The 21,587-nt window shown below is 67.6% G+C and carries 23 protein-coding genes; 8 read left to right on the top strand and 15 right to left on the bottom strand.

Annotation, left to right across the window (positions count from 1 at the left end; translation table 11 throughout):
- Positions 1-6 precede the first annotated feature (6 nt).
- Complete coding sequence (locus AC06FE_RS15330; protein WP_478073528.1) at positions 7-1,185, top strand: hypothetical protein; 1,179 nt, start codon at positions 7-9, stop codon at positions 1,183-1,185.
- 7 nt (positions 1,186-1,192) lie between these two features.
- On the opposite strand, the gene AC06FE_RS15335 is transcribed toward AC06FE_RS15330, so the two are convergent.
- From AC06FE_RS15335 to tsaD, 5 genes are all read right to left on the bottom strand, one after another.
- Complete coding sequence (locus tag AC06FE_RS15335; RefSeq protein WP_478073529.1) at positions 1,193-1,675, bottom strand: CcdC protein domain-containing protein; 483 nt, start codon at positions 1,673-1,675, stop codon at positions 1,193-1,195.
- Between the two features lie 108 nt (positions 1,676-1,783).
- Positions 1,784-3,958 (bottom strand): glycoside hydrolase family 3 N-terminal domain-containing protein, encoded by a 2,175-nt coding sequence (locus AC06FE_RS15340; RefSeq protein ID WP_478073530.1) that lies wholly within the window; start codon positions 3,956-3,958, stop codon positions 1,784-1,786.
- Between the two features lie 208 nt (positions 3,959-4,166).
- Positions 4,167-5,426, bottom strand: a complete 1,260-nt coding sequence (locus tag AC06FE_RS15345; RefSeq protein ID WP_313252565.1) for a mechanosensitive ion channel family protein — start codon at positions 5,424-5,426, stop codon at positions 4,167-4,169.
- A gap of 100 nt (positions 5,427-5,526) precedes the next feature.
- Complete coding sequence (gene folB / locus AC06FE_RS15350) at positions 5,527-5,886, bottom strand: dihydroneopterin aldolase (RefSeq protein WP_192287887.1); 360 nt, start codon at positions 5,884-5,886, stop codon at positions 5,527-5,529.
- A 174-nt stretch (positions 5,887-6,060) separates the two neighbouring features.
- Positions 6,061-7,095: a tRNA (adenosine(37)-N6)-threonylcarbamoyltransferase complex transferase subunit TsaD gene (gene tsaD, locus AC06FE_RS15355; protein ID WP_313252566.1), complete on the bottom strand. Its 1,035-nt coding sequence runs from the start codon at positions 7,093-7,095 to the stop codon at positions 6,061-6,063.
- Positions 7,096-7,217: 122 nt separating this feature from the next.
- Here tsaD and rpsU point away from each other — a divergent pair, with 122 nt between their 5' ends.
- The 6 genes from rpsU (at position 7,218) to AC06FE_RS15385 (ending at position 12,550) form a co-directional block, all read left to right on the top strand.
- Positions 7,218-7,433, top strand: a complete 216-nt coding sequence (gene rpsU, locus AC06FE_RS15360) for a 30S ribosomal protein S21 (protein WP_002808376.1) — start codon at positions 7,218-7,220, stop codon at positions 7,431-7,433.
- A 136-nt stretch (positions 7,434-7,569) separates the two neighbouring features.
- Entirely contained in the window at positions 7,570-8,016 is a 447-nt protein-coding gene (locus tag AC06FE_RS15365; RefSeq protein WP_132865943.1) for a GatB/YqeY domain-containing protein, read from the top strand.
- A 197-nt stretch (positions 8,017-8,213) separates the two neighbouring features.
- Positions 8,214-9,092 carry a YihY/virulence factor BrkB family protein gene (locus AC06FE_RS15370; RefSeq protein ID WP_478073531.1) on the top strand — a complete coding sequence of 293 codons (879 nt, stop codon included), beginning with the start codon at positions 8,214-8,216 and terminating at the stop codon, positions 9,090-9,092.
- Between the two features lie 189 nt (positions 9,093-9,281).
- Positions 9,282-11,018: a DNA primase gene (gene dnaG, locus AC06FE_RS15375; RefSeq protein ID WP_192287890.1), complete on the top strand. Its 1,737-nt coding sequence runs from the start codon at positions 9,282-9,284 to the stop codon at positions 11,016-11,018.
- Positions 11,019-11,040: 22 nt separating this feature from the next.
- Positions 11,041-11,532, top strand: a complete 492-nt coding sequence (locus AC06FE_RS15380; RefSeq protein WP_478073532.1) for a protein tyrosine phosphatase family protein — start codon at positions 11,041-11,043, stop codon at positions 11,530-11,532.
- 40 nt (positions 11,533-11,572) lie between these two features.
- Entirely contained in the window at positions 11,573-12,550 is a 978-nt protein-coding gene (locus AC06FE_RS15385; protein WP_478073533.1) for a bile acid:sodium symporter family protein, read from the top strand.
- Between the two features lie 147 nt (positions 12,551-12,697).
- Here the strand turns inward: AC06FE_RS15385 and cyoE are convergent, their stop codons facing one another.
- From cyoE to AC06FE_RS15405, 4 genes are all read right to left on the bottom strand, one after another.
- Positions 12,698-13,591 (bottom strand): heme o synthase, encoded by an 894-nt coding sequence (cyoE, locus tag AC06FE_RS15390; protein WP_132865948.1) that lies wholly within the window; start codon positions 13,589-13,591, stop codon positions 12,698-12,700.
- 4 nt (positions 13,592-13,595) lie between these two features.
- Positions 13,596-14,759, bottom strand: a complete 1,164-nt coding sequence (locus tag AC06FE_RS15395) for a COX15/CtaA family protein (RefSeq protein WP_323437691.1) — start codon at positions 14,757-14,759, stop codon at positions 13,596-13,598.
- 10 nt (positions 14,760-14,769) lie between these two features.
- Positions 14,770-15,345, bottom strand: a complete 576-nt coding sequence (locus AC06FE_RS15400; protein ID WP_132866241.1) for a hypothetical protein — start codon at positions 15,343-15,345, stop codon at positions 14,770-14,772.
- 214 nt (positions 15,346-15,559) lie between these two features.
- Positions 15,560-16,279 carry an SURF1 family protein gene (locus AC06FE_RS15405; protein ID WP_478073534.1) on the bottom strand — a complete coding sequence of 240 codons (720 nt, stop codon included), beginning with the start codon at positions 16,277-16,279 and terminating at the stop codon, positions 15,560-15,562.
- 57 nt (positions 16,280-16,336) lie between these two features.
- Here AC06FE_RS15405 and AC06FE_RS15410 point away from each other — a divergent pair, with 57 nt between their 5' ends.
- A complete protein-coding gene (locus AC06FE_RS15410; protein ID WP_132865951.1) occupies positions 16,337-16,555 on the top strand; it encodes a twin transmembrane helix small protein in 219 nt (72 codons plus the stop codon).
- A gap of 67 nt (positions 16,556-16,622) precedes the next feature.
- On the opposite strand, the gene AC06FE_RS15415 is transcribed toward AC06FE_RS15410, so the two are convergent.
- The 6 genes from AC06FE_RS15415 to AC06FE_RS15440 all read right to left on the bottom strand — a co-directional run bounded on the left by AC06FE_RS15415 (position 16,623) and on the right by AC06FE_RS15440 (position 21,351).
- Positions 16,623-17,498, bottom strand: a complete 876-nt coding sequence (locus AC06FE_RS15415) for a cytochrome c oxidase subunit 3 (RefSeq protein WP_192287895.1) — start codon at positions 17,496-17,498, stop codon at positions 16,623-16,625.
- 22 nt (positions 17,499-17,520) lie between these two features.
- A complete protein-coding gene (locus AC06FE_RS15420) occupies positions 17,521-18,114 on the bottom strand; it encodes a cytochrome c oxidase assembly protein (RefSeq protein ID WP_132865953.1) in 594 nt (197 codons plus the stop codon).
- Entirely contained in the window at positions 18,111-18,242 is a 132-nt protein-coding gene (locus tag AC06FE_RS15425; protein WP_263863716.1) for a hypothetical protein, read from the bottom strand. The genes AC06FE_RS15420 and AC06FE_RS15425 overlap by 4 nt, the downstream gene beginning before the upstream one ends.
- 10 nt (positions 18,243-18,252) lie before the next feature.
- Positions 18,253-19,863: a cytochrome c oxidase subunit I gene (gene ctaD / locus AC06FE_RS15430; protein WP_132865954.1), complete on the bottom strand. Its 1,611-nt coding sequence runs from the start codon at positions 19,861-19,863 to the stop codon at positions 18,253-18,255.
- 67 nt (positions 19,864-19,930) lie between these two features.
- Complete coding sequence (gene coxB, locus AC06FE_RS15435) at positions 19,931-20,860, bottom strand: cytochrome c oxidase subunit II (RefSeq protein WP_478073535.1); 930 nt, start codon at positions 20,858-20,860, stop codon at positions 19,931-19,933.
- A 2-nt stretch (positions 20,861-20,862) separates the two neighbouring features.
- On the bottom strand, positions 20,863-21,351 hold the full coding sequence (locus tag AC06FE_RS15440) for a DUF2244 domain-containing protein (protein ID WP_132865956.1): 489 nt from the start codon (positions 21,349-21,351) through the stop codon (positions 20,863-20,865).
- Positions 21,352-21,587 lie beyond the last annotated feature (236 nt).

Here is a 21,587-nt window from a genome sequence, read left to right on the forward strand (position 1 = left end):
GTTGCGATGTTGCTGCGTTACCTGCCCGCCATCGTGATCGGCGCGGTGGTGGCGGTCCTCACCGCCACCGCCTCGACGCTGATCCTGCTCGATCACCCCGCCGCGCTGCTGGTCGTCCTCTACGCGCCGCTGCTCGGCATCGTGTTGTTGCCGGCGCTGCTGCTGGCATGGCTCTACGCGCTGGTCCGCGACCGCGGCAGGACACCCTGGGTGGCGCATCTGGCGATGCTGGGCCCGGCCGTGCTGGCGGCGCTGATCGTGCCCGCGGGACAGAGCCTGCGCAGGCAACATGACGGCCTGTTCGGAGCCCCTCCGGTTTCCGAAGTCCACGTGAACCTGACCGGCCAGACACTGTGGCTGGACGACAGCGTCAGCACCGGCTTCACCAGCACGCCGGGCATCGGCCATGTCATGCCGGTCCCGGCCCTGCCGGTCGGGCAGACCACGCAGGTCACCCGCTGGCCGCCGGTGCGGCGCGCCGACGGCCGTGCGTTCCCCTATGCCGGGCACGCGCTGAAGCCGAGCCGCCTGCAGATCGGCCGGGCCCTGGGCGATGGGCGGCCCTCGCCCGATGTCGTGCCGCTGCGGCGGCCATCGGCCGCCTTGCCGCGCGACCTGCCGGCGCGTGACCTCCGCCACGTCTACTACCACTACCCGGACCATGTGGACGTGGTCCTCACGCCGATACGATCACCGCTACTGGTACGCACCCCCGCCCGCCGTGCGCCCGCGGGCTTGACCCTGGTTTCGGTGGCCGATTCCAGCACGGTGCCGATCGTTCGGCTGGAGCTCAACGGGCAGAACGTCGACCTGCTCCACGCGGATCTCGCGCAGGCCACCTGCCCCAACCGGCGCGAGCCACAGGCGCCGGTCGTGCTCGGCACCGACACCCCGCTCACGGTCCGCTGGCAGCGCGCCGACGCCCCGCAGCATTGGCACGAAGCGCAGCTCGCCTACCCCGCGTTGCCATTGCCCAGTGGCCTGGCGAAGCAGGCCTATACCGCGCAGCTGATGCTGTATTTCAGCGACGCGCTGCCACCGGCCGTGCAGCGCTTCCAGGAGGTCCCCACCGGCGACATCCGGCTGAGCCTGGCCACCAGCCCCGCACCGGCGGCATATGCAACGGTCTCGGCCTGCGCGGACGTGGCCAGCGGCTACGACCTGCAGGTGGTGACGCCGCTGTGACCCGCGCTCAGCGCAGGCGCAGGCGAAGGCCGATCGCCTGCACCAGCCCATAGCAGAGCAGCGCGGCGACCAGGCTCATCGTCAGCGGGCTGGCATTGCTGCCGCCCTGCATCGCCCCGGCGCTGAACGCGCCGCTGTACCAGCGCCACGCCAGCCGCCCGACCAGCACCAGCGACAGCACGCCACCGATCCACGGATTGGGGATGTACCCGGCATGGCCGTCGCGTGTGCTGATCCGGGTGTGCTTCAGCGCGAACAGCCCCAGCGCCACGCCGGCCACCGCGCCGCCGAGCATTCCCCAGGCCACGTGCGGCAGGAACAGCGCCGCCCAGCCGAGCAGCAGCACCAGCACCGACAGCAGCACGATGCGCGCGACGTTGCGGTGCGGACGCCACGGCTGCCAACCGAAGTGCCGGCGGATGCGCCGGTAGTACAACAGGCCGAAACCGGCGGTCATCAACCAGGGCATGTAGACGGGCAGCGCGGCCATTCGTGTCTCTCCGGGGAATGGCGCGAGCATCGCATGCCGGCCCGCCGCCGGCAGGTGTCATCTGTCACCCACGTCGCAGGAGCGCCCTTGGGCGCTCCTGCCGGACGATCACGGCGCCAGCAGCTCGAAGCTGGCCGCCTCGCCGCTGGCCGACGACGCACATACCCACACGTCGAACAGGCCCGGCTCGGCGCCGAACTCGCCGTCCACGCCAGTGAAGGCCAACTGCTCGCGGACCAGCCGGAACGTCACCTGCTGCGACTGCCCCGGTGCCAACGCGACCTTGCGGAAGTCCTTCAGCTCGCGGACCGGCCGCACCCGGCTGGCGACGCGGTCGTGCACGTACAACTGCACCACTTCCTCGCCGGCAACCTCGCCGGTATTGGTCACCGTCGCGCTGACCTCCAGCGTGCCGTCCCAATCCATCTGCGCGGTGCTCAACCGCACCGCATCGTAAGCGAACGTGGTGTAGCCGATGCCATGGCCGAACGCGTACAGCGGCGCATTCGGAATCTCGCGCCAGCGGGCCTTGAACTCGGACATCGTCGGCAGCTCCGGGCGCCCGGTGCGCGGGTGGTTGTAGAAGTACGGCTGCTGCCCGGAAGCGAGCGGGAAGCTCACCGGCAACCGCGCCGACGGGCTGTAGTCGCCGAACAACACGTCGGCCACCGCATGGCCGGTCTGCGTGCCAAGGAACCAGGTCACCGCGATGGCCTGCGCATCACGCACCGCGCCGTGCAGCGCCAGCGCGCGGCCGTTGCGCAACAGCACCACCAACGGCGTGCCGGTGGCCGCCACCGCATCGGCCAGCGCCTGCTGTGCGGGCGGCAAGGTGATTTCCACGCGCGACTGCGCCTCGCCGGTGTAACGCTGCGGCTCGCCCAGCGCCAGCACCACCACCTCGGCGCGCCGCGCAGCAGCCACCGCCGCGGCGATGCCGCCGTCCAGCGGCGCCTCCAACGCACAACCGGGCACGACCTCCACGCTTGCCGCGTCTCCCAGCGCCGCACGCACGCCATCCTCCAGCGTCACGTAGCGCGACTTGTCGCCGAACAACGTCCAGCAACCTTCGATGTTGTCGCGGTCCTGCACGAACGGGCCGATCAGCGCGATCTTCTGCCCCTGCTTCTTCAGCGGCAGCACCGCGTTCTCGTTCTTCAGCAGCACGATCGAGCGGCGCGCGGCATCGCGCGACAGCGCATCGTGCGCAGCGATATGCGATTGATCGGCCTCGCGCGCGGCATCCAGCGAACGGTACGGGTCATCGAACAGGCCGATGGCGTCCTTCAACCGCAGGATGCGGCGCACCGATTCATCCAGCACCGACATCGGCACCTCGCCCGCCTCGACCAGCCCGGCCAGGTGGCGGTCGTAGAAGCCGCTCTGCATGCTCAGGTCCAACCCGGCCAGGAAGGCCTTGCGGGTGGCGTCCACCTCGTCGGCGGCGTAACCGTGCGCGATCAATTCCATGTCGGCGGTGTAGTCCGACACCACCACGCCATCGAACTTCCATTCGTGGCGCAGCAACTCGGTCAGCAGCGCACGGTTGGCGCTGGCCGGCACGCCGTTGATGTCGTTGAAGGCGCTCATCAGCGACAACGCGCCGGCTTCCAGCGCGGCCTTGAACGGCGGCAGGTGGATGTCGCGCAGGCTCTGCGGCGAGATGTCCACCTGGGCGTATTCCATGCCCGCGGCGACCGCGCCGTAGGCCGCGAAATGCTTGGGCGTGGCCAGCAAGGCATCGGCAGCGGTCAGGTCCTCGCTCTGGAAGCCACGCACGCGGGCGGCGGCGAACGCACAGCCCAGCACCACGTCCTCGCCTGCGCCCTCGGCGCCACGGCCCCAGCGCTGGTCCCGGGCGATGTCCACCGCCGGCGCGTAGGTCCAATGGATGCCGGCCGCGGTGGCCTCCACCGCGGTGGCGCGGGCGGTGCGCTGGGCCAGGTCCGGCTCGAAGCTGGCGGCTTCGCCCAACGGGATCGGGAACACCGTGCGCATGCCATGGATCACGTCGGCGGCCAGGATCACCGGAATGCCGAGCCGGCTCTCCTCCACCGCCACCTTCTGGATCTGGCGGCCCTGCTCGGCGCCGACGCCGTTGAACAGCGACCCCACCCGTCCCGCACGGACCTGCTCCAGCACCTGCTCGGCATTGCGGACGTTGGCCTCGGGATTGATGTCCGGAACGAAGGGCCGGACCATGTCGGCGAATACGCTCAACTGGCCGACCTTCTCTTCCAGGGTCATGCGGGCGATCAGGGACTCGATGCGGTCGTGGGCCACCGGCAATCCTTCTTCATGTAAACGTTTGCAGTGTGCGGATTCTAGCGCCACCGCCGTGAATCACGGCGCGCGCGATCACAGCCCCGCACGGTGGGCGCCGGGCCGGTAGCGTCCGGCGCAGCACGGCCCCGCCCGACCGGCGTCCCGTCCCAGGGGAAGCGCCGGGCCACGCGCGGCAGGCGCCTTCCCGGCAATCCCCGCCGGTGTCCTACACGCCTGCGTCCTGGCGCTCGCGCACCGCCATCAGCATCGCGTCGCTGGACTCCTGGAACACTCGCAGCCCGAACTCCGGCAGGATCGCCAGCAGGTGGTCGAACACGTCGGACTGGGTGCGCTCATACTGTGCCCACGCCGTCGGCGCGAAGCAGTAGATCTCCAGCGGCAGGCCCTGCGGGGTGGGCGCCATCTGCCGCACCAGCAGGGTCATGTTCTGCTTGATGTCCGGATGGCTGCGCAGGTAACGCTCCACGTAGACGCGGAAGGTTCCCAGGTTGGTCATGCGCCGCGCGTTGACCGGCTCCGGGTGGGCCTGCGCCACCTGCGCGTTCCACTGGCCCAGCTCTTCCTGCTTGGCCGCGAAGTAGTCGTCCAGCAGGCCGAACTGGCCCAGCCGCTCCAGCGCGGTGGCATCGAGGAAGCGCACGCTGTGCTGGTCCAGGTAGATCGAGCGCTTGATCCGCCGCCCGCCCGACTCCTGCATGCCGCGCCAGTTGCGGAACGACTCGGTCACCAGCTTCTTGGTCGGGATGGTGGTGATGGTGTTGTCGAAGTTGCGCACCGTCACCGTGTGCAGGGCGATGTCGGTGACGTCGCCATCGGCGTTCTGGCTGGGCATCTCGATCCAGTCGCCGATGCGCACGCGGCCATCGCCGCTGATCTGCACGCTGGCCACCAGCGACAGGATGGTATCCTGGAAGATCAGCATCAGCACCGCGGTCGCCGCGCCCAGGCCGGTGACCACGTGCAGCAGCTTGACCCCGGCCAGGGTCGCCACGATCGACAGGCCGGCGAGCACGAACACCACGATCTTGGCCACCTGCAGGTAGCCCTTGATCGGCTTGTTGCGCGCGTCCGGGCGACGCTCGTAGAAATCATTGAACACGTCCAGCGCATGCGCCACGGCCAGGGCGATGGTCAGCACGGTCCAGGCATGGCACAGCGCCTTCAGCCCGGCCACCAGCTCCGGCGGCAGTTCCGGCACGATCGACAGGCCGGCGGCGATCACCACCGACGGCACGATGTTGGCCAGCCGTGCGATCACGCGCAGCGGCTGCTTGGCGTTCTTCTCCGGGCCGGAGAAACGCTCGATCGCCTTGCGCAGGCCGCTGAGCAGGATGCGCTTGGTGACGAAGTTGGCCAGCCAGGCCACCAGCAGCAACGCCACCAGCACCACCGCCGGGTACGCCAGCGGATAAGGCGCCAGCGTGCTTTCCAGTTGGTCCAGCCAACGGATTCCCATTACCGCCATCGGTTCTTGCTCCTCTTTGTTGCAGGGTCCTGGCCGCGACGGGGCGCGCGCGCCCGATGGGCGGCCCGGGCAGGCCGTCCGGCAGCTTCAGGACAGGGGGTTACCCGGCAGCGCGCGAGCGCTCGATGATCACGCCCACCGCGCGCGCGCCGCGCACCGCGCCGGGCTTGCTCAGCTTCAGGCGCAGCCACTGCACCTCGAACTCGTCCAGCACGATCTGCGCGCAGCGCTCGGCCAGCGTCTCCACCAGGCCGAAGTCCGAGCCACGCACGAACTCCATCAAGCGCTTGCTCACCGCCTTGTAGTTCAGCGTGTCGACGATGTCGTCGCTCGCCGCGGGCTTGCGGTTGTCAAAGCCCATTTCCAGATCGAACACCAACGTCTGGCGGATGCGCCGCTCCCAGTCGTAGATGCCGATCAGGGCGTCGATCTCGAGCCCTTCGATGAATACTTTGTCCATTGAACACAGGGAACAGGGATTGGGGAACGCGCAATGGTACGTGCCGGGGCGTTAAGCAGGGGCGTTTGGCTGAACGGCGCCCGCGGCGATCCCGCGTGCAATCGCGCGGAGTGGTGCCCCCGCAACCGCGATCAATCCGGCGATGCAGCCGCGACCCCGCGCGCCGTTCCTGCCCTATTCGTCCACCAGCGGCGGCAGCGTCGCCATGTCCCAACGCGGGGTGACCTTCACTTCCGGCGGGCTGTGCTGGCCGGCCTTCAGGCGCAGCGCACCGGCGAAGGCGATCATCGCGCCGTTGTCGGTGCACAGCGCCGGGCGCGGGAAACACACCCGGCCACCGCGCCGCTGCGCGGCCTCATGCAGCTTGGCGCGCAGGCGCTTGTTCGCGCCCACGCCGCCGGCCACCACCAGTACGTCGCAACCGGCCGCATCCAGCGCGCGCTCGCACTTGATGGCCAGCGTGTCGACCACCGCGTCCTCGAAACCGCGCGCGATGTCGGCGCGGGTCTGCTCGCTCTGGTCACTGTCGCGCCAGGCCAGCAACACCTGGGTCTTCAGGCCGGAGAAACTGAAGTCCAACCCCGGCCGGTCGGTCATCGGGCGGGCGAACCTGTAGCGTCCCGGCGTGCCGATCTCGGCCAGCCTGGCCAGTTGCGGGCCACCCGGATACGGCAGCCCCATCAACTTGGCGGTCTTGTCGAAGGCCTCGCCGGCGGCGTCGTCCAGGGTCTCGCCCAGCAGCCGGTACTTGCCGATGGCATCGACCGCGATCAGCTGGGTGTGGCCGCCGGACACCAACAGCGCCACGAACGGCGGCTCCGGCGGGTCGTCCTCCATCAGCGGCGCCAGCAGGTGGCCTTCCATGTGATGCACGGCAATGGCCGGCACATCCAGGCCCCAGGCCAGCGACCGTGCCACCCCGGCGCCGACCAGCAATGCCCCGACCAGACCCGGGCCGGCGGTATAGGCCACCCCGTCGATATCGGAGATGGCGATGCCGGCCTCGTCCAGCGTCTGCCGGATCAACGGCAGGGTCTTGCGCACGTGGTCGCGGCTGGCCAGCTCCGGCACCACACCACCATATTCGGCGTGCAGCGCGATCTGGCTGTAGACCGCGTGGGCGCGCAGCGCGGCGGCGCCGGACAGGTCAGTGTCATAGACGGCAACGCCCGTCTCATCGCAGGATGATTCAATGCCGAGGACTTTCATGGGCGTATTGTGAACCTCCCCAGCCTCGGGGCAAACCCCGGGGGACTTGCGCACCCGCTCAAAGCGACTATAATGCGCGGCTCACCGGGCGTGACCCGGTTTCATTGTGTCCCGGAGATTCCATGCCCAGCGTCAAAGTCCGCGAGAACGAGCCCTTCGAGTTTGCTCTTCGCCGCTTCAAGCGCACTTGCGAAAAGGCCGGCGTGCTGGCCGAGACCCGCAAGCGCGAGTTCTACGAAAAGCCGACCCAGGAACGCAAGCGCAAGGCCGCTGCTGCCGTCAAGCGCCAGCTGCGTCGTTCCTCGCGTGACGTGACCAAGCGTCAGCGCCTGTACTGATCGGACGCGACTCCTGAACGGGGGGCTTTGGCCTTCCGTACTGGGGTAAGAGCCGGCACGCGCAAGCGTAGCCGGCTTTTTGCGTTCCCGGCCCCCGTGTTTCCAAACCGTATTCCGATCCCGAAAGAGGTGATCCATGAGCCTGAAGCAACAGCTGACCGATGACATGAAGGCCGCCATGAAGGGCGGCGACAAGCACTCGCTGGGCGTGATCCGCCTGATCAACGCGGCCATCAAGCAGCGTGAAGTGGACGAGCGCATCGAACTGGACGATACCGCCGTGATCGCCGTGCTGGACAAGATGGTCAAGCAGCGCAAGGACTCGGTGACCCAGTACGAAGCGGCCAACCGTGAAGACCTGGCCTCGATCGAACGCGAGGAGATCGTGGTGATCGAGCGCTACCTGCCGGCCAAGATGGACGAAGCCGCCATCAGTGCCGCCATCGCGGCGGCCATCGCCGAAACCGGCGCGGCCAGCGCCGCCGACATGGGCAAGCTGATGGGCGTGCTCAAGCCCAAGCTGGCCGGACAGGCCGACATGGGCCTGGTGTCCAAGCTGGTCAAGCAGGCACTGGCCGGCTGATCCCCCAAGGCCCGCGGCAACGCGGGCCTTGTCCGTCCGAGCGGCCTCGGCCGCGAAGCCGACCGACTGCGTGCATCCCGCACCCCGACGCACCACCGGCTTCGCGCCGGAAGGTGCTCCCGCGGCCACTTGGTGCTTCACCCTCTTTTTTCATCACATCGCTTAACGTGCATGGCCTGCCGTGCCGTGCGACCGCAATGCCCTACCTGTCCCCCGACAAGCTGAAGCAGCGCCTGGATCAGTTGCAGCAGAGCCTGCCCGGCGCCCTGGTGCGCCGCTTCGCCGAAGCCGACGTGATGACCCAGGCCGCGTCACTGGCCTTCTATACCCTGCTCTCGCTGGCACCGCTGCTGGTGCTGCTGCTGTGGCTGACCGCTTCGTTGTACCCGCCCGCACAGCAGGCGTTGGTCGACCAGATCGCCTCCCTCGCCGGCCGCAGCGTGGCTGAGGTCGCGCAGACGGTGATCAACAACGCCACCTCGCGCCCCGACCTGGGCTCGTTGGCCGGGCTGTGGAGCGTGGCCCTGCTGTTCATCGGCGCGACCGTGGTGTTCGCCCAGCTGCAGGGGGCGCTGAACCTGATCTTCCGCACCGACATCCGCCGCTTCGAGGGCGTGCTGGGCTGGCTGAAGAAGCGCGTGTTCTCGGCCGGCGTGGTGCTGGCGCTGGGCTTCCTGCTGATCGTCTCGATGGTGGCCACCACCGCGTTGCAGGTGGTGTTCTCGCACCTGCCCTCGGCCCTGCCCGCCGTGGGCTACATCACCACGCTGGTGATGTATGCGCTGGGCTTTGCCTTCCTCTACCACTACCTGCCCGACCGGCCGGTGGAATGGCGCCAGGCCTTCATCGGCGGCGCCATCACCGCCATTCTTTTCACCCTGGGCCGCTACGGCATCGGCCTGTACATCGCCAATGCCGCCCCGGGCAGTGCCTATGGCTCGATGGGGACGCTGGTGATCATGCTGGTGTGGATCTACTACGCCAGCGTGGTGTTCTTCGGCGGTGCACTGATCACCGCGGTGATCGATGAGCGGGCACGGCGCGCGCCGCCAGATACGCCTGCAGAGACGGACTGAAGCAGCGGCCGTTGCTCTGTCCTTCGGCCTCGCCAACGGTAAGAGCTGAAGTCCGCGCCCCATCCGCCTGCCCGCCACCAGGGCAACCCCTCCCCAACGCTCCCGGCGGCCAAGCCCGACGCAGGCGAGTACACTTCTCCTCCATCCCTGTTGTGTGCCCCGCCCTCCGGCGGCGCTGTTCATTGCCGCATGGCCCGACTTCCCGACGCGTTCATCGACGACCTGCTTGCCCGCACCGACATCGTCGAGGTGATCAACACGCGCGTCCCGCTCAAGCGCAAGGGCAAGGAATACGAAGCGCGCTGCCCGTTCCACGACGAGCGCTCGCCCAGCTTCTACGTCTCGCCGACCAAGCAGTTCTACCACTGCTTCGGCTGCGGCGCGCACGGCACCGCGATCAGCTTCCTGATGAACTACGACCGCCTCGAGTTCCTCGACGCGGTCGACGAGCTGGCCAAGCGCGTCGGCATGGAAGTGCCGCGCGAGAACAACCCGCGCAGCCAGCAGCAACAGGACGACAGCCGCGACCAGTACTCCGCGCTGGATGCGGCCAGCCGCTTCTTCCAGAAGCAGCTGGAAGGCAACGACAAGGCGCGTGCCTACCTGGACAGCCGTGGCGTCGATGCCGACACCCGCGCGCGCTTTTCCATCGGCTACGCGCCGGACGGCTACAGCGCGCTGAAGGATGCGCTGGGCAAGGACGAGCGACGCATGAAGCTGCTCGACCGCGTGGGCCTGTTCTCCAAGAACGACCGCGGCCACGTCTACGACAAGTTCCGCGACCGGGTGATGTTCCCGATCTTCGACCGCCGCGGCCGGGTGATCGCCTTCGGCGGCCGCGTCATGCAGAAGGACGACGGCCCCAAGTACCTCAACTCGCCGGAAACCGCGCTGTTCCACAAGGGCCGCGAACTGTACGGGCTGTGGCAGGTGCGCCAGGCCAACCAGAAGATCGAGCGCCTGATCGTGGTCGAGGGCTACATGGACGTGGTCAGCCTGTTCCAGTTCGGCGTCACCCAGGCGGTGGCGACGCTGGGCACGGCGACCACGCCGGACCACGCCGAGCTGCTGTTCCGCAACGCGCCGGACGTGTACTTCTGCTTCGACGGCGACAACGCCGGCCGCAAGGCCGGCTGGAAGGCGCTGGAATCGGTGCTGCCGCGCATGAAGGACGGCCGCCAGGCGTTCTTCCTGTTCCTGCCCGATGGCGAGGACCCGGACACCATCGTGCGCAAGGAAGGCGCCGAAGCCTTCGACGCACGCCTGAAGCAGGGCACGCCGCTGTCGCAGTTCTTCTTCGACGAGCTCAGCCGCGAGATCAACCTCGGCACGCTGGACGGCAAGGCCCGCCTGGCCGAACGCGCGCGGCCGATGCTGGCGCAGATCCCCGACGGTGCCTTCGGCGACCTGATGAAGCAGGAGCTGGCGCGCCTGACCGGCATCGGCGCCAACAGCTCCGTGCCCGCCAGCGCCGCAGCGCGGCCGGCCGCACGCGGCAACGTGATGCCGGTGCAGAAGCGCAGCCTGGTGCGCGCGGCCATCGCCATCCTGCTGCAGCAGCCATCGCTGGCCATGAACCTGCATGGCCACCACGCCATCGGCGGCCTGCGCCTGCCCGGCATCGAGCTGCTGCTGGAACTGCTGCAGCTGGTCGAGCAACGCCCGGACATCAGCACCGGCGCGCTGCTGGAGCATTTCAACGAGCGCGAGGAACAGGCCGCGCTGCACAAGCTCGCCGCCATCGCCCTGCCCGGTGATGAGGCCAGCTGGGGCCAGGAACTGCAGGACGCCATCAACCAGCTCGAAAAACAGCTGCTGCAGCAACGCCTGGACGAACTGCAGGCCAAGCAGCGCCAGCAGGGCCTGGATGAAGCCGACAAGTACGAGCTGCGCGAGTTGCTCAAGACCCGGGCCACGCTGCGCTGACCCATCCACCGGAGGTTGTTCGATGACTGGTTTCCGTTCGCTCCTGCTGCTGGCCGTGCTTGCATCGGCCAATGCGATGGCCACCGACGCTCCGCTGCGCCAGCCCCGCCCGCAGTTGCTCACCGCCGGCCAACCCAGCGCGCAACAGCTGCGCGATGCCGCCCGCTCCGGCGTCACCACCGTCATCGACCTGCGTCGGCCCGAGGAAGACCGCGGCTACGACGAAGGCGCGCAGGCCGAGCAGCTCGGCCTGCGTTATGTCCGCCTGCCCATTGCCGGCGCCGCCGACCTCACCACGGCCAACGCGCGCACCCTGCAGCGCCTGCTCGCGCAGGACGACGGCACCACCCTGCTGCACTGCGCGTCGGGCAACCGTGCCGGTGCACTGCTGGCCCTGCTCAATGCCCGGCTCGAAGGTGCCTCCACCGCCGACGCATTGCAGCTCGGCCGCGCGGCCGGCATGACCTCGCTGGAGGCCAGCGCGCGCGACGCCATCGAGGCCCCTGTCCCCTGAGCATGCCTTCACCCGCACCTGATCGAGGAACCCCTGCCTGATGAAACGCCGGTGGTCGCGCCTGCGGCCTGACAACTTCACCCTCGCGCTGCTCGCCACCATCGCGCTGGCCACCGTGTTGCCGATGAGCGGCGCGTTGGCCCGCGGCTTCGACCACTTCACCGACATCGCCATCGCCGCGCTGTTCTTCCTGCACGGCGCGCGGCTGTCGCGCGAGTCGATCATCGCCGGCATGCTGCACTGGCGCCTGCACCTGGTGATCCTGGCCTGCACGTTCGTGCTGTTCCCGCTGCTGGGGCTGGCCTTCAAGCCGCTGTCCGGCGCGCTGCTGACACCGGAGCTGTACCTGGGCGTGCTGTTCCTGTGCACCCTGCCCTCCACCGTGCAATCGTCGATCGCCTTCACCTCGATGGCCGGTGGCAACGTGCCGGCCGCGGTCTGCGCCGCGTCGCTGTCGAGCATCCTCGGGGTGTTCCTGACCCCGTTGCTGATGACCCTGCTGGCCGGCACGCAGGGCGGCATGGCCAACCCGCTGCATGCGGTCGGCGCGATCATGCTGCAACTGCTGGTGCCCTTCGTCGCCGGCCACCTGCTGCGCCCGGTGATCGGCGGCTGGGTGGAGCGACAGCGCCCGCTGCTGCGCTACACCGACCAGGGCACGGTGCTGCTGGTGGTGTATGCCGCCTTCGGTGAGTCGGTCAACGAAGGCCTGTGGACCAAGACGCCGCTGGTCTCGCTGCTGACCACCGCGGTGATCGCCGTGGTGTTGCTGGCCATCGCCATGCCCGGCATCACCTGGCTCGCGCGCAGGCTGGGCTTCAGCCGCGAGGACGAGATCCCCATCGTGTTCTGCGGCTCCAAGAAGAGCCTGGCCACCGGCGTGCCGATCGCCAAGGTGCTGTTCGCCGGCGGCAGCCTCGGTGCGATCGTGTTGCCGATCATGATCTACCACCAGATCCAGCTGATCGTCTGCTCGATGGTCGCCCAACGCTACGCCGCCAAACAAAAAGCCCCGTAGGAGCGGCCTCGGCCGCGATGCCGATAGACATGCGGTCCGCAGCAAAGCACGCCATCACGGACGCTACGGGTGGACGGGGTTCATCAACGGTGGCGCCTTACCGGCTTCGCGGCCGAGGCCGCTCCTACACGGTAGAACGGCCCGGCTTCACAGCCAGGGCAGCAACCAGTGGTCCACCAGCAGGAAGGCGAACAACGCCATCAGGTAGACGATGGAATACCAGAACGTCTTCATGTTGAACATTTCGTCCGGCGGGTCCTGCATCTTCCATGCGTACCACAGGAACACGATGTTCAACACGCTGGCACCGCCCAGGTAGAACATCCCGCTCATGCCGATCGCCACCGGCAGCAGCGTCACCACCACCAGCACCACGGTGTAGATCAGGATCTGCCGGCGCGTATGCGGCACGCCGTGGGTCACCGGCAGCATCGGCACGTCGGCCTTGGCGTAGTCGGCGCGGCGGAAGATCGCCAGCGCCCAGAAGTGCGGCGGCGTCCACACGAAGATGATCAGCACCAGCAGCGAGGCATAGGCCCAATCGGAGCTGCCCTGCATGCCGGTCACCGCCGCCCAGCCCAGCAGCGGCGGAGTCGCGCCGGCCAGGCCGCCGATGACGATGTTCTGCGACGTCGCCCGCTTCAGGTACACGGTGTAGATCACCGCATAGCCGATCAGCGAGGCAAACGTGAGCACCGCGGTGATCACGTTCACCCACAGCACCAGCAGGGTCATCGACAGCGCCGTCAGCGCGCCGGCGAACACCAGCACCTGGCGCGGCGTGACCTTGCCCACCACCAGTGGCCGCCACGAGGTGCGTGCCATCTGCGCGTCGATGCGCGCGTCCAGCAGTTGGTTGATCGCCGCCGCGGCGGCGGCCGACAACCAGATGCCGATGAAACCCACCGCACCGGACACCACCTGCGCGGTGGTCGGCAGGGTCGGGATGGCCAGGCACATGCCCACCAGGGCGGTGAACACGATCAGTGCCACCACCTTGGGCTTGGTCAGGTCCCAATAGTCTTGCCAGGTCGCGCTCATGCCATCACTCCGGGGCACGCAGGCGTGCGAGCAACGACACCAGCACGAACAACAGCGCCACCGCCCCGCCGCTGTGCATCACCGCCACCGCCAGCGGCAGGGCCAGCTTGACGTTGAGCACGCCCAGGCTGATCTGCAACAGCACCAGCAGGCCCAACGCGGTCGACCAGCCGCGCATGCCGGGCAGGCGGAACATGCGGACCGAGAGCACCAGCAGGTACAGCGACACCACGATGGCCATCATCCGGTGCGCCATCTGGATCGCGATGCGCGATGCGCCGTCGAGCACGCCACCTTCGTAATCCACGCCGATGCCGCGCCACAGGGTGAAGCCTTCGCCGTAGTTCTGCTGCGGCCACCACTGGCTGACGCAGCGCGGGAAGTTGTCCAGCGACACGCTGCCGCCACCGCAGGCCAGCGCCGCGTAGTTGGCGCTGACCCAGCCGCCGAGCGCGATCTGCAGCACCAGCAGGGCCAGGCCGGCACGCAGCCACCAGCGCAGGCGCGGCGCCTCGGCCAAGGTGATCGGCAGGTGCGTGGCCCGCCAGGCCATCCACACCAGCAGGCCGAACATGGCCATGCCACCGAGCAGATGGCCCATCACCACGATCGGCTTGAGCAGCCAGGTCACCGTCCACATGCCCAGCAGGGCCTGGAACACCACCACCGCCAGGGTCAGCACCGCCGCCCGTGCCAGGTCGATGTTGGACCAGCGCAGCGCCGCCAGCAGCAGGATCGCCTCGCCGCCGATGGCCAGCACGCTCGAAGCCACGTGCTCGCCGCGCATGTACAGGGGAATGGCCAGCGCCACCAGCACCGAGGCGGTGACGATCTGGGCGATGCCATGCCGGCGCCGGCGTGCCGCCAGCAGCGCCAGGGTCAGCACCTCGACGCCAAGCAGGCCGGCCAGGAAGCGATGCACCTGCTCGCGCCAGGCCTTGTGGCTCTCCAGCGGGCGGATCTCGCTGGCCACGTGCTGGGCGGCTTCCATCTGGGTCTGCGGCCAGGTCACGCGGCCATAGCAGGTCGGCCAGTCCGGGCAGCTCAGCCCGGCATCGGACAGCCGCACGAACGAACCGAACATGATCGTGCTGGCGGTCATGATCAGTGCGAACCACGCCAGGCGGTGGAAATTGCGGTACAGCGCCGGACGCGCGTGGGCATTCATCGAACGGGACTCACTTCAGTTTCAACAGCCTGGAAAGGTCGGCCCGCAATCCACCGGGTTCGAAGCCGGGCGCATAGCGCAACACCACAAAGCCATTGGGATCAATCACATACACCGGGGTTCCAGCCGGGTCATCGACACCCGGCAGCTTCGCCCGGAACGCGGGCTGGGCCTGCAGCACCTTCAGTGCCGGCGTGACCGCCACCGCTGCCGGCGGCGAGCCCAGCCACAATATCTCGACATTATCCGCGTTATGCCCGAACAGCTGCCAGACCTTGTCCAATTGCTGCGACAAAGTGACGCAGGCCGGTGCGCAATCGGCCGGCGGCGCCAGCACGATGCGCCAGGTGCGTTCGGCCGGATTCCAGGCATAGGGCTGGCCGTCGGCCAGCCGCAGCGGTTCCTGGCGCAGATCGATCGGCGGCTCGTACAGCTGCCCATGGTTGCGGTTGATCTGCGGGGTCCAGCCCGAGAAGCGCAGGATGCCGGCCAGCGCCATCGAACCGAAGAACATCGCGAAGATCAGCAGCAGCACGCGGCGGCCCTTGTTGCGGACGGCAAGCTGTTCGGGCGTGAGGGCATTCATGCGTGGCAGTTTCCCATGTGGACCAGTGAACTCGAACGTCTGTCGGTGGGCAACCGGGGCCATTCCCCGCCCGGCACCAACGCCGGGAAGAAGGGAATGACGAGCAGCGCCCTGCATGCCATCGGCAGACAGGCCGATGAACACCCGTGGCGCTGCCGAAGAATCGAACGGCCCCGGGAGAAACGGCTCCTGCCCGCGCCGCGGCATCGACCCGTCACCGCCTGGCCCGCCCGCGCCGCCATTGCAGCACCACGGCGATCACCAGCACCGCCAAGGCCATCGCGAACCATTGCACCGCGTAGCCGAGGTGGCGTGACGGCGGCAGCGTGTTGGGCAGCAACTCCAGGTCGCGCTCGTATCCCAGCGGCAACGCAGGATCCAGCCGCAGCACCTGCGGGGCCATGGGCGCATCCGTCACTCCCAGCGCGCGGGAAATGGCCGGCAATTCGATGCGCGTGGCCAGCCAGGTCCGCGGCTGGTCGGCCGCTGCCAGTGCGGGGCCCAGCGCCAGCCCCGCCGAAGGGGGTGGCGCCCACAGGCCTTCCAGCGTCTGTACGCCCGGCTGCGGCGTGATCGCCGGCATCCGCCGGTCCGCCGGCAACGGCAGCCAACCCAGGTCCACCAGCACCACCTGCCCGCCGTCGGCACGCGCCGGCTGGTAGACCTTCACCCCGGCCCGGCCGTGGCGCAGCTGGTTGTCCAGCAGGATGCTGCCGGGCAGGAACTGCAGCCGGTCGCGCACCCAGTGCAGCACCCGCGGCGCCTGCATGGCCTGCTGCACGGTCATCGCCTTGTCGCGCCCGGGTGGCACCTGGTCCAGCAGGGCCTGTTTCTCGTGCATGCGATGCAGCTGCCAGATGCCCAGGCCGCAGAACACCGTCGCCACCAACAGCGCCAACGACCAGCCGAACGCGCTTGTGTGCTGTCGCGTCATGACAAGCGGCCCCGGAGCGGGTGATATAGCGTTGCCAATTCACCCATCGGGCCGCGCATGAACGATTCGTTGAAGACCTTGCTGGTAATCGCGTTTCTGATCGTCATCGTCTGGAATCTGGGAGCCGGCCTCTACTACCTGATGATCGATCGTGGCCAGACCAAACGCACGGTCAACGCGCTCACGCGGCGCATCGTCCTGTCGGTGGTGCTGATCCTGCTGGTCGGGCTGGGCATCTACACCGGCTGGATCAAGCCGCACGGCGTCGGCGGCTGAGTCGCAGCAGAACGGGCGTGAAGCCCATCAGCGCTTCACTTCCCTGCGTGCCGTGCGTCCGCGTCGATCAGAGCACGTAGACGAACAGGAACAGCATCAGCCACACCACGTCGACGAAGTGCCAGTACCACGCCGCCGCTTCGAAACCGAAATGGTTGTCGCGGGTGAAATGCCCCTTGGCCGCGCGCAACCACATCACGATCAGCATGATCGTGCCCAGCGCCACGTGGGCACCGTGGAAGCCGGTCAGCATGAAGAACGTGGAGCCGTAGATGCCCGAACCCAGCGTCAGGTTCAGCTCCTTGTAGGCATGGATGTATTCCTCGGCCTGCAACGTCAGGAACACGCAGCCGAGCACGATGGTCAACCCCAGCCAGGTCAGCAGCTGCCTGCGGTTGCCGGCCTTCAGTGCATGGTGGGCGATGGTCAGGGTCACGCCGGAGGTCAGCAGGATCAACGTGTTGATCAGCGGCAGGCCCCACGCCGGGATGGTCTGGAACGCGCCGCCGATATCGGCCGGACCGTTGGTCGGCCAGGCCGCCGAGTAACCGCTCCACAGCAGGTCGTTGGTCGCCACGCCATGGCCTTCGCCACCGAGCCACGGCAGGCCCATGTTGCGCGTGTAGAACAACGCGCCGAAGAACGCGCCGAAGAACATCACCTCGGAGAAGATGAACCAGATCATCCCCATCCGGAACGAGCCGTCGACCTGCCGGTTGTAGTTGCCGGCCACCGATTCGCGGATGACGTCGCCGAACCAGAGGAACAGGGTGAACACCAGCATCGCCAGCCCGACGAAGAAGGTCCAGCGCCCCCAGCTGGCGTCGTTGAGCCAGCTGGCCACCCCCACCATCAGCACCAGCATGGCGATCGAGCCGACGAAGGGCCATTTGCTCTGGCTCGGCACGAAGTAGACGTTGGCATCAGGCGTGTTGTGGGCCATGGCGTTGCTTCCGGGTCCGTGATCAGGGAGCTGCATGGGCGGCGGCCGCGGTCGAAGCCGGGGCCAGCTGCTCGGTCAGCGCATCATTCTTGTAGAACGTGTACGACAGGGTGATGGTGCTCACGTCGTCCGGCAGGTCCGGGTCGACGATGAAGCGCACCGGCATCTCGCGCTGCTCCCCGGCCTGCAGGGTCTGCGCGGTGAAGCAGAAGCATTCGGTCTTGTTGAAGAAGCCGGAGGCACGCGCCGGCGCCACCGACGGCACCGCGCTGCCGACCAGCGGCCGTTCGCTTTCGTTGCGGGCGTAGTACAGGGCCTCGTTCAACTCACCCGGCACCACGTCCATCGTCAGCTTTTCCGGATGGAACGCCCACGGCAGCTTGGAGTTCACGCCACCATCGAACTCCACCCGCACCGTGCGCCGGGCCTTGCCGGCACCGTCATGCGTGGCCGCCGCCTGGCTGGCGCCGCGTTCCAGCCGCACGCCGAACACCTTCTCGCAGGCGATGCGGTACAGCGGCACCAGCGAGAAGGTCAGCACGAACACGCCCAGCGCGACGCCGATCAGCCGGACCATGCCGGCATTGCGGGCGGGCTTGGGCGCAGGTGTGGTCACTGCGCCAGCACCCCGGACAGGATGAAGCCGACGTACACCGCCACCGCGATCACGCCCACCACCAGCGCGGTGCGGCGTGCACGCCGACGGCGCTGGGCCAGTTCATCGGGTTGCCACTGGCTGTTCATGCCCTGCTCCTCAATGGGTCACGTCGTCGTGGGCCAGGTCGCCCGGCTTGATCACCGGCGGGACGGTGAAAGTGTGCGCCGGTGCCGGCGACGGCACGGTCCATTCCAGGCCCCTGGCGCTTTCCCAGGCACGCGCTTCGGCACGCTTGCCGCTGCGCAGCGAGGACAACAGGATGCCGGCCATCAGGAACGGGGTGACGAACATGCCGAACGCACCGATCGAGCTGACCAGGTTCCAGTCGGCGAACACCGGGTTGTAGTCGGGGATGCGGCGCGGCATGCCGGCCAGGCCCAGGAAGTGCTGCGGGAAGAACAGCAGGTTGACGAACACCATCGTCCACCAGAAATGGAACTTGCCCCAGAACTCGTTGTACATGCGACCGGTCCACTTCGGCCACCAGTAGTACACCGCCGCGATCAGCGCCAGCACCGCACCGGTGACCAGCACGTAATGGAAGTGTGCCACCACGAAGTAGGTGTCGTGGTACTGGAAGTCGGCCGGCACGATGGCCAGCATCAGGCCGGAGAAGCCACCGATGGTGAACAGGATGACGAAGGCGATGGAGAACAGCATCGGCGTTTCGAACGTCAGCGAGCCCTCCCACATCGTGCTGACCCAGTTGAACACCTTCACGCCGGTCGGGATCGAGATCAGCATCGTGGCAAACATGAAGTAGATCTCGCCACCCAGCGGCATGCCTACCGTGAACATGTGGTGCGCCCACACGATGAACGACAGGAAGGCGATGGCGGCCGTCGCGTACACCATTGCCTGGTAACCGAACAGCGGCTTGCGGCTGAAGGTGGGGAGGATCTCGCTGACCACGCCGAACGCCGGCAGGATCATGATGTAGACCTCCGGGTGACCGAAGAACCAGAAGATGTGCTGGTACATCACCGGGTCACCGCCACCGGCGGCGTTGAAGAAGCTGGTACCGAAGAACTTGTCGGTCAGCAGCATGGTCACCGCACCGGCCAGCACCGGCATCACCGCGATCAGCAGGAACGCGGTGATCAGCCAAGTCCAGCAGAAGATCGGCATCTTCAACAAGTCGATGCCCGGCGCGCGCATGTTCAACACGGTGGCGATGATGTTGATCGCGCCCATGATCGAACTGATGCCGGCCACGTGGATGGCGAACACGCTGAAGGCCACGTTGTAGCCGCCCTGCAAGGACAGCGGCGGGTACAGCGTCCAGCCACCGGCCGGTGCACCGCCGGGCAGGAACAGCGTCATCAGCAGCAGGGTGAAAGCCACCGGCAGCAGCCAGAACGACCAGTTGTTCATGCGCGGCAGCGCCATGTCCGGCGCGCCGATCTGCAGCGGGATCATCCAGTTGGCCAAGCCGACGAAGGCCGGCATCACGCCACCGAAGATCATCACCAGCGCATGCACGGTGGTCATCTGGTTGAAGAATTCCGGCTTGACGTACTGCAGGCCGGGTTGCGCCAGCTCCAGTCGGATCACCACGCTCATCGCCGCACCGATGATGAACATCGTGAAGCTGAAGAGCAGGTACAGCGTGCCGATGTCCTTGTGGTTGGTGGAGAAGAACCAGCGTTCGAAGAAGCTTTGGTGGTGACCGTGGTGCTCGGAGTGATCCACTGCGGAGTTCGCCATTGCAACTACACCTCGTTAATCCAGTTTCCAGGCATCGCGCCGGCCTGCCGGCCGGCACGCAGTGGGATCAGGCGCCGGTCGCGGCCGGCGTCGCCGGCGCGGCTTCCGGTTGCGGTGCTTGCTCGGAGGCCGGCGCCGCGGGTGCAGCGGCCGGTGCCGCCTCCGCCGCGGGTGCGGGTTTGCGCGAGGCCAGCCAGGTCTTGAAGTCTTCCTTGGACACGGCCTTGACCACGATCGGCATGAAGCCATGGTCCTTGCCGCACAGCTCGGCGCACTGGCCGCGGTAGACGCCGACTTCCTCGATGTTGGTCCAGCGCTCGTTGATGAAGCCCGGCACCGCGTCCTGCTTCCAGCCCAGCGCCGGCACCCACCAGGCGTGGATCACGTCATCGGAGGTGATGACGAAGCGGACCTTGGTATCGACCGGCAGCACCAGCGCGTTGTCCACGTCCAGCAGGTAATGCGGATCGGTGGCCAGGGTCGGCACCGCCCCGCTCTGCCGCAGCGCGTCGGACTTGCGGTCCAGGCGGCTGGTGAAGGCGACATCCTCGCCCAGGTATTCGTACTTCCACATCCATTGATAGCCGGTGATCTTCACCGTCATCTCAGAATCGCGGGTGTCGTACATGGCGATCAGCTTGGCCGTGGCCGGCCAGGCCATCACCACCAGGATCACGATGGGAATGACGGTCCAGATGATCTCGGCCTTGGTGTTGTGGCTGAACTGCGCGGCCACCGCTCCCTTGGACTTGCGGAACTTGAACACCGCGTAGAACAGCGCGCCGAACACCAGCACGCCGATCACCACGCAGACCCACAGCGCCACCATGTGCGCTTCCCACGCCATGCGCGCGGTATGGGTCACGCCCTTGCCCATGTTGAGCTGCCACTGCTTGGGGTCGGCGGACTGCGCCCACGCCACAGGTGCCGACAGCGCCATGGCTGCCAGCATGCATCCGTACTTCAACTTCCCGCCCCACCCGCTGCTTTGCTTCATGCCTAGACCCTTGACGTCGTCGGTTTGCAGCCATTGCTGGCTGCGAGCAAGCCTTCAAGTGCCGCCGCAAGTTCCTGGCGTTCGGCAGGTGCGAGGAAACTCCCCACTTCCACCCGCTTTCCACTGGAAACCAGCAGGACCCGTCCCTCTCCGGTGACCAGCCGCACCCAATACGGGTGTGCCCGGAACACCGGTGAACTCCCGGCCGCGGGGATCACCTCCACGCAGTCCGGTCCTACCCGGATCTCTTCCCGGCGGTCGCCGCTGCGCCAAGCCGCACGCAACGCCCAACCCACCAGCAAGCAATGCACCAACGCGAAGACCGGAGCGAAGACGTTCCCGGACAGCCAACCCAGGCCTGCGGTGAACACCATCAGTCCAGCCAACGCGGCGAACAACAGGACGAACTGCCGGGCCGTGAGCGCCCGTGGGGGATGCAGCACCAGCTGCGCATGTGAGCCATCGGAAACCGACCGAAGCATCTGGATCATGTCGCAACCGCGTCCGTACCGCGGAAAACGACCCGATGGTAGCCCTGCAAATTCACACCGGCAAGCTTCCATTCATCGATGTCGGATTGTTGCAGCGCACACTCGAATCGCCGCCAGCCCGCCAAACATCGGCGGATAATTTGACGGTTTCGGCACAAACTGGAAATGCACCTCTCGCTTTACCGAAACGCCTGCCACACAAGGCTTTCGGCCGGGTGAAAGGACGCCGGGGGGAC

Source organism: Stenotrophomonas sp. Steno-C18, assembly GCF_056393195.1.

Bases quoted from the DNA above. Each gene is read 5' to 3' on its own strand.
- AC06FE_RS15365 (WP_132865943.1), top strand. From the start codon at position 7,570: ATGAGCCTGAAGCAACAGCTGACCGATGACATGAAGGCCGCCATGAAG.
- ctaD (WP_132865954.1), bottom strand. From the start codon at position 19,863: ATGGCGAACTCCGCAGTGGATCACTCCGAGCACCACGGTCACCACCAA.
- AC06FE_RS15345 (WP_313252565.1), bottom strand. From the start codon at position 5,426: ATGGCGGTAATGGGAATCCGTTGGCTGGACCAACTGGAAAGCACGCTG.
- AC06FE_RS15400 (WP_132866241.1), bottom strand. From the start codon at position 15,345: ATGAATGCCCTCACGCCCGAACAGCTTGCCGTCCGCAACAAGGGCCGC.
- AC06FE_RS15425 (WP_263863716.1), bottom strand. From the start codon at position 18,242: ATGAACAGCCAGTGGCAACCCGATGAACTGGCCCAGCGCCGTCGGCGT.
- AC06FE_RS15410 (WP_132865951.1), top strand. From the start codon at position 16,337: ATGAACGATTCGTTGAAGACCTTGCTGGTAATCGCGTTTCTGATCGTC.
- AC06FE_RS15395 (WP_323437691.1), bottom strand. From the start codon at position 14,759: ATGAATGCCCACGCGCGTCCGGCGCTGTACCGCAATTTCCACCGCCTG.
- AC06FE_RS15385 (WP_478073533.1), top strand. From the start codon at position 11,573: ATGAAACGCCGGTGGTCGCGCCTGCGGCCTGACAACTTCACCCTCGCG.
- AC06FE_RS15330 (WP_478073528.1), top strand. From the start codon at position 7: ATGTTGCTGCGTTACCTGCCCGCCATCGTGATCGGCGCGGTGGTGGCG.
- AC06FE_RS15415 (WP_192287895.1), bottom strand. From the start codon at position 17,498: ATGGCCCACAACACGCCTGATGCCAACGTCTACTTCGTGCCGAGCCAG.
- dnaG (WP_192287890.1), top strand. From the start codon at position 9,282: ATGGCCCGACTTCCCGACGCGTTCATCGACGACCTGCTTGCCCGCACC.
- cyoE (WP_132865948.1), bottom strand. From the start codon at position 13,591: ATGAGCGCGACCTGGCAAGACTATTGGGACCTGACCAAGCCCAAGGTG.
- tsaD (WP_313252566.1), bottom strand. From the start codon at position 7,095: ATGAAAGTCCTCGGCATTGAATCATCCTGCGATGAGACGGGCGTTGCC.
- AC06FE_RS15440 (WP_132865956.1), bottom strand. From the start codon at position 21,351: ATGATCCAGATGCTTCGGTCGGTTTCCGATGGCTCACATGCGCAGCTG.
- AC06FE_RS15370 (WP_478073531.1), top strand. From the start codon at position 8,214: ATGCCCTACCTGTCCCCCGACAAGCTGAAGCAGCGCCTGGATCAGTTG.
- AC06FE_RS15380 (WP_478073532.1), top strand. From the start codon at position 11,041: ATGACTGGTTTCCGTTCGCTCCTGCTGCTGGCCGTGCTTGCATCGGCC.
- coxB (WP_478073535.1), bottom strand. From the start codon at position 20,860: ATGAAGCAAAGCAGCGGGTGGGGCGGGAAGTTGAAGTACGGATGCATG.
- AC06FE_RS15405 (WP_478073534.1), bottom strand. From the start codon at position 16,279: ATGACGCGACAGCACACAAGCGCGTTCGGCTGGTCGTTGGCGCTGTTG.
- folB (WP_192287887.1), bottom strand. From the start codon at position 5,886: ATGGACAAAGTATTCATCGAAGGGCTCGAGATCGACGCCCTGATCGGC.
- AC06FE_RS15335 (WP_478073529.1), bottom strand. From the start codon at position 1,675: ATGGCCGCGCTGCCCGTCTACATGCCCTGGTTGATGACCGCCGGTTTC.
- rpsU (WP_002808376.1), top strand. From the start codon at position 7,218: ATGCCCAGCGTCAAAGTCCGCGAGAACGAGCCCTTCGAGTTTGCTCTT.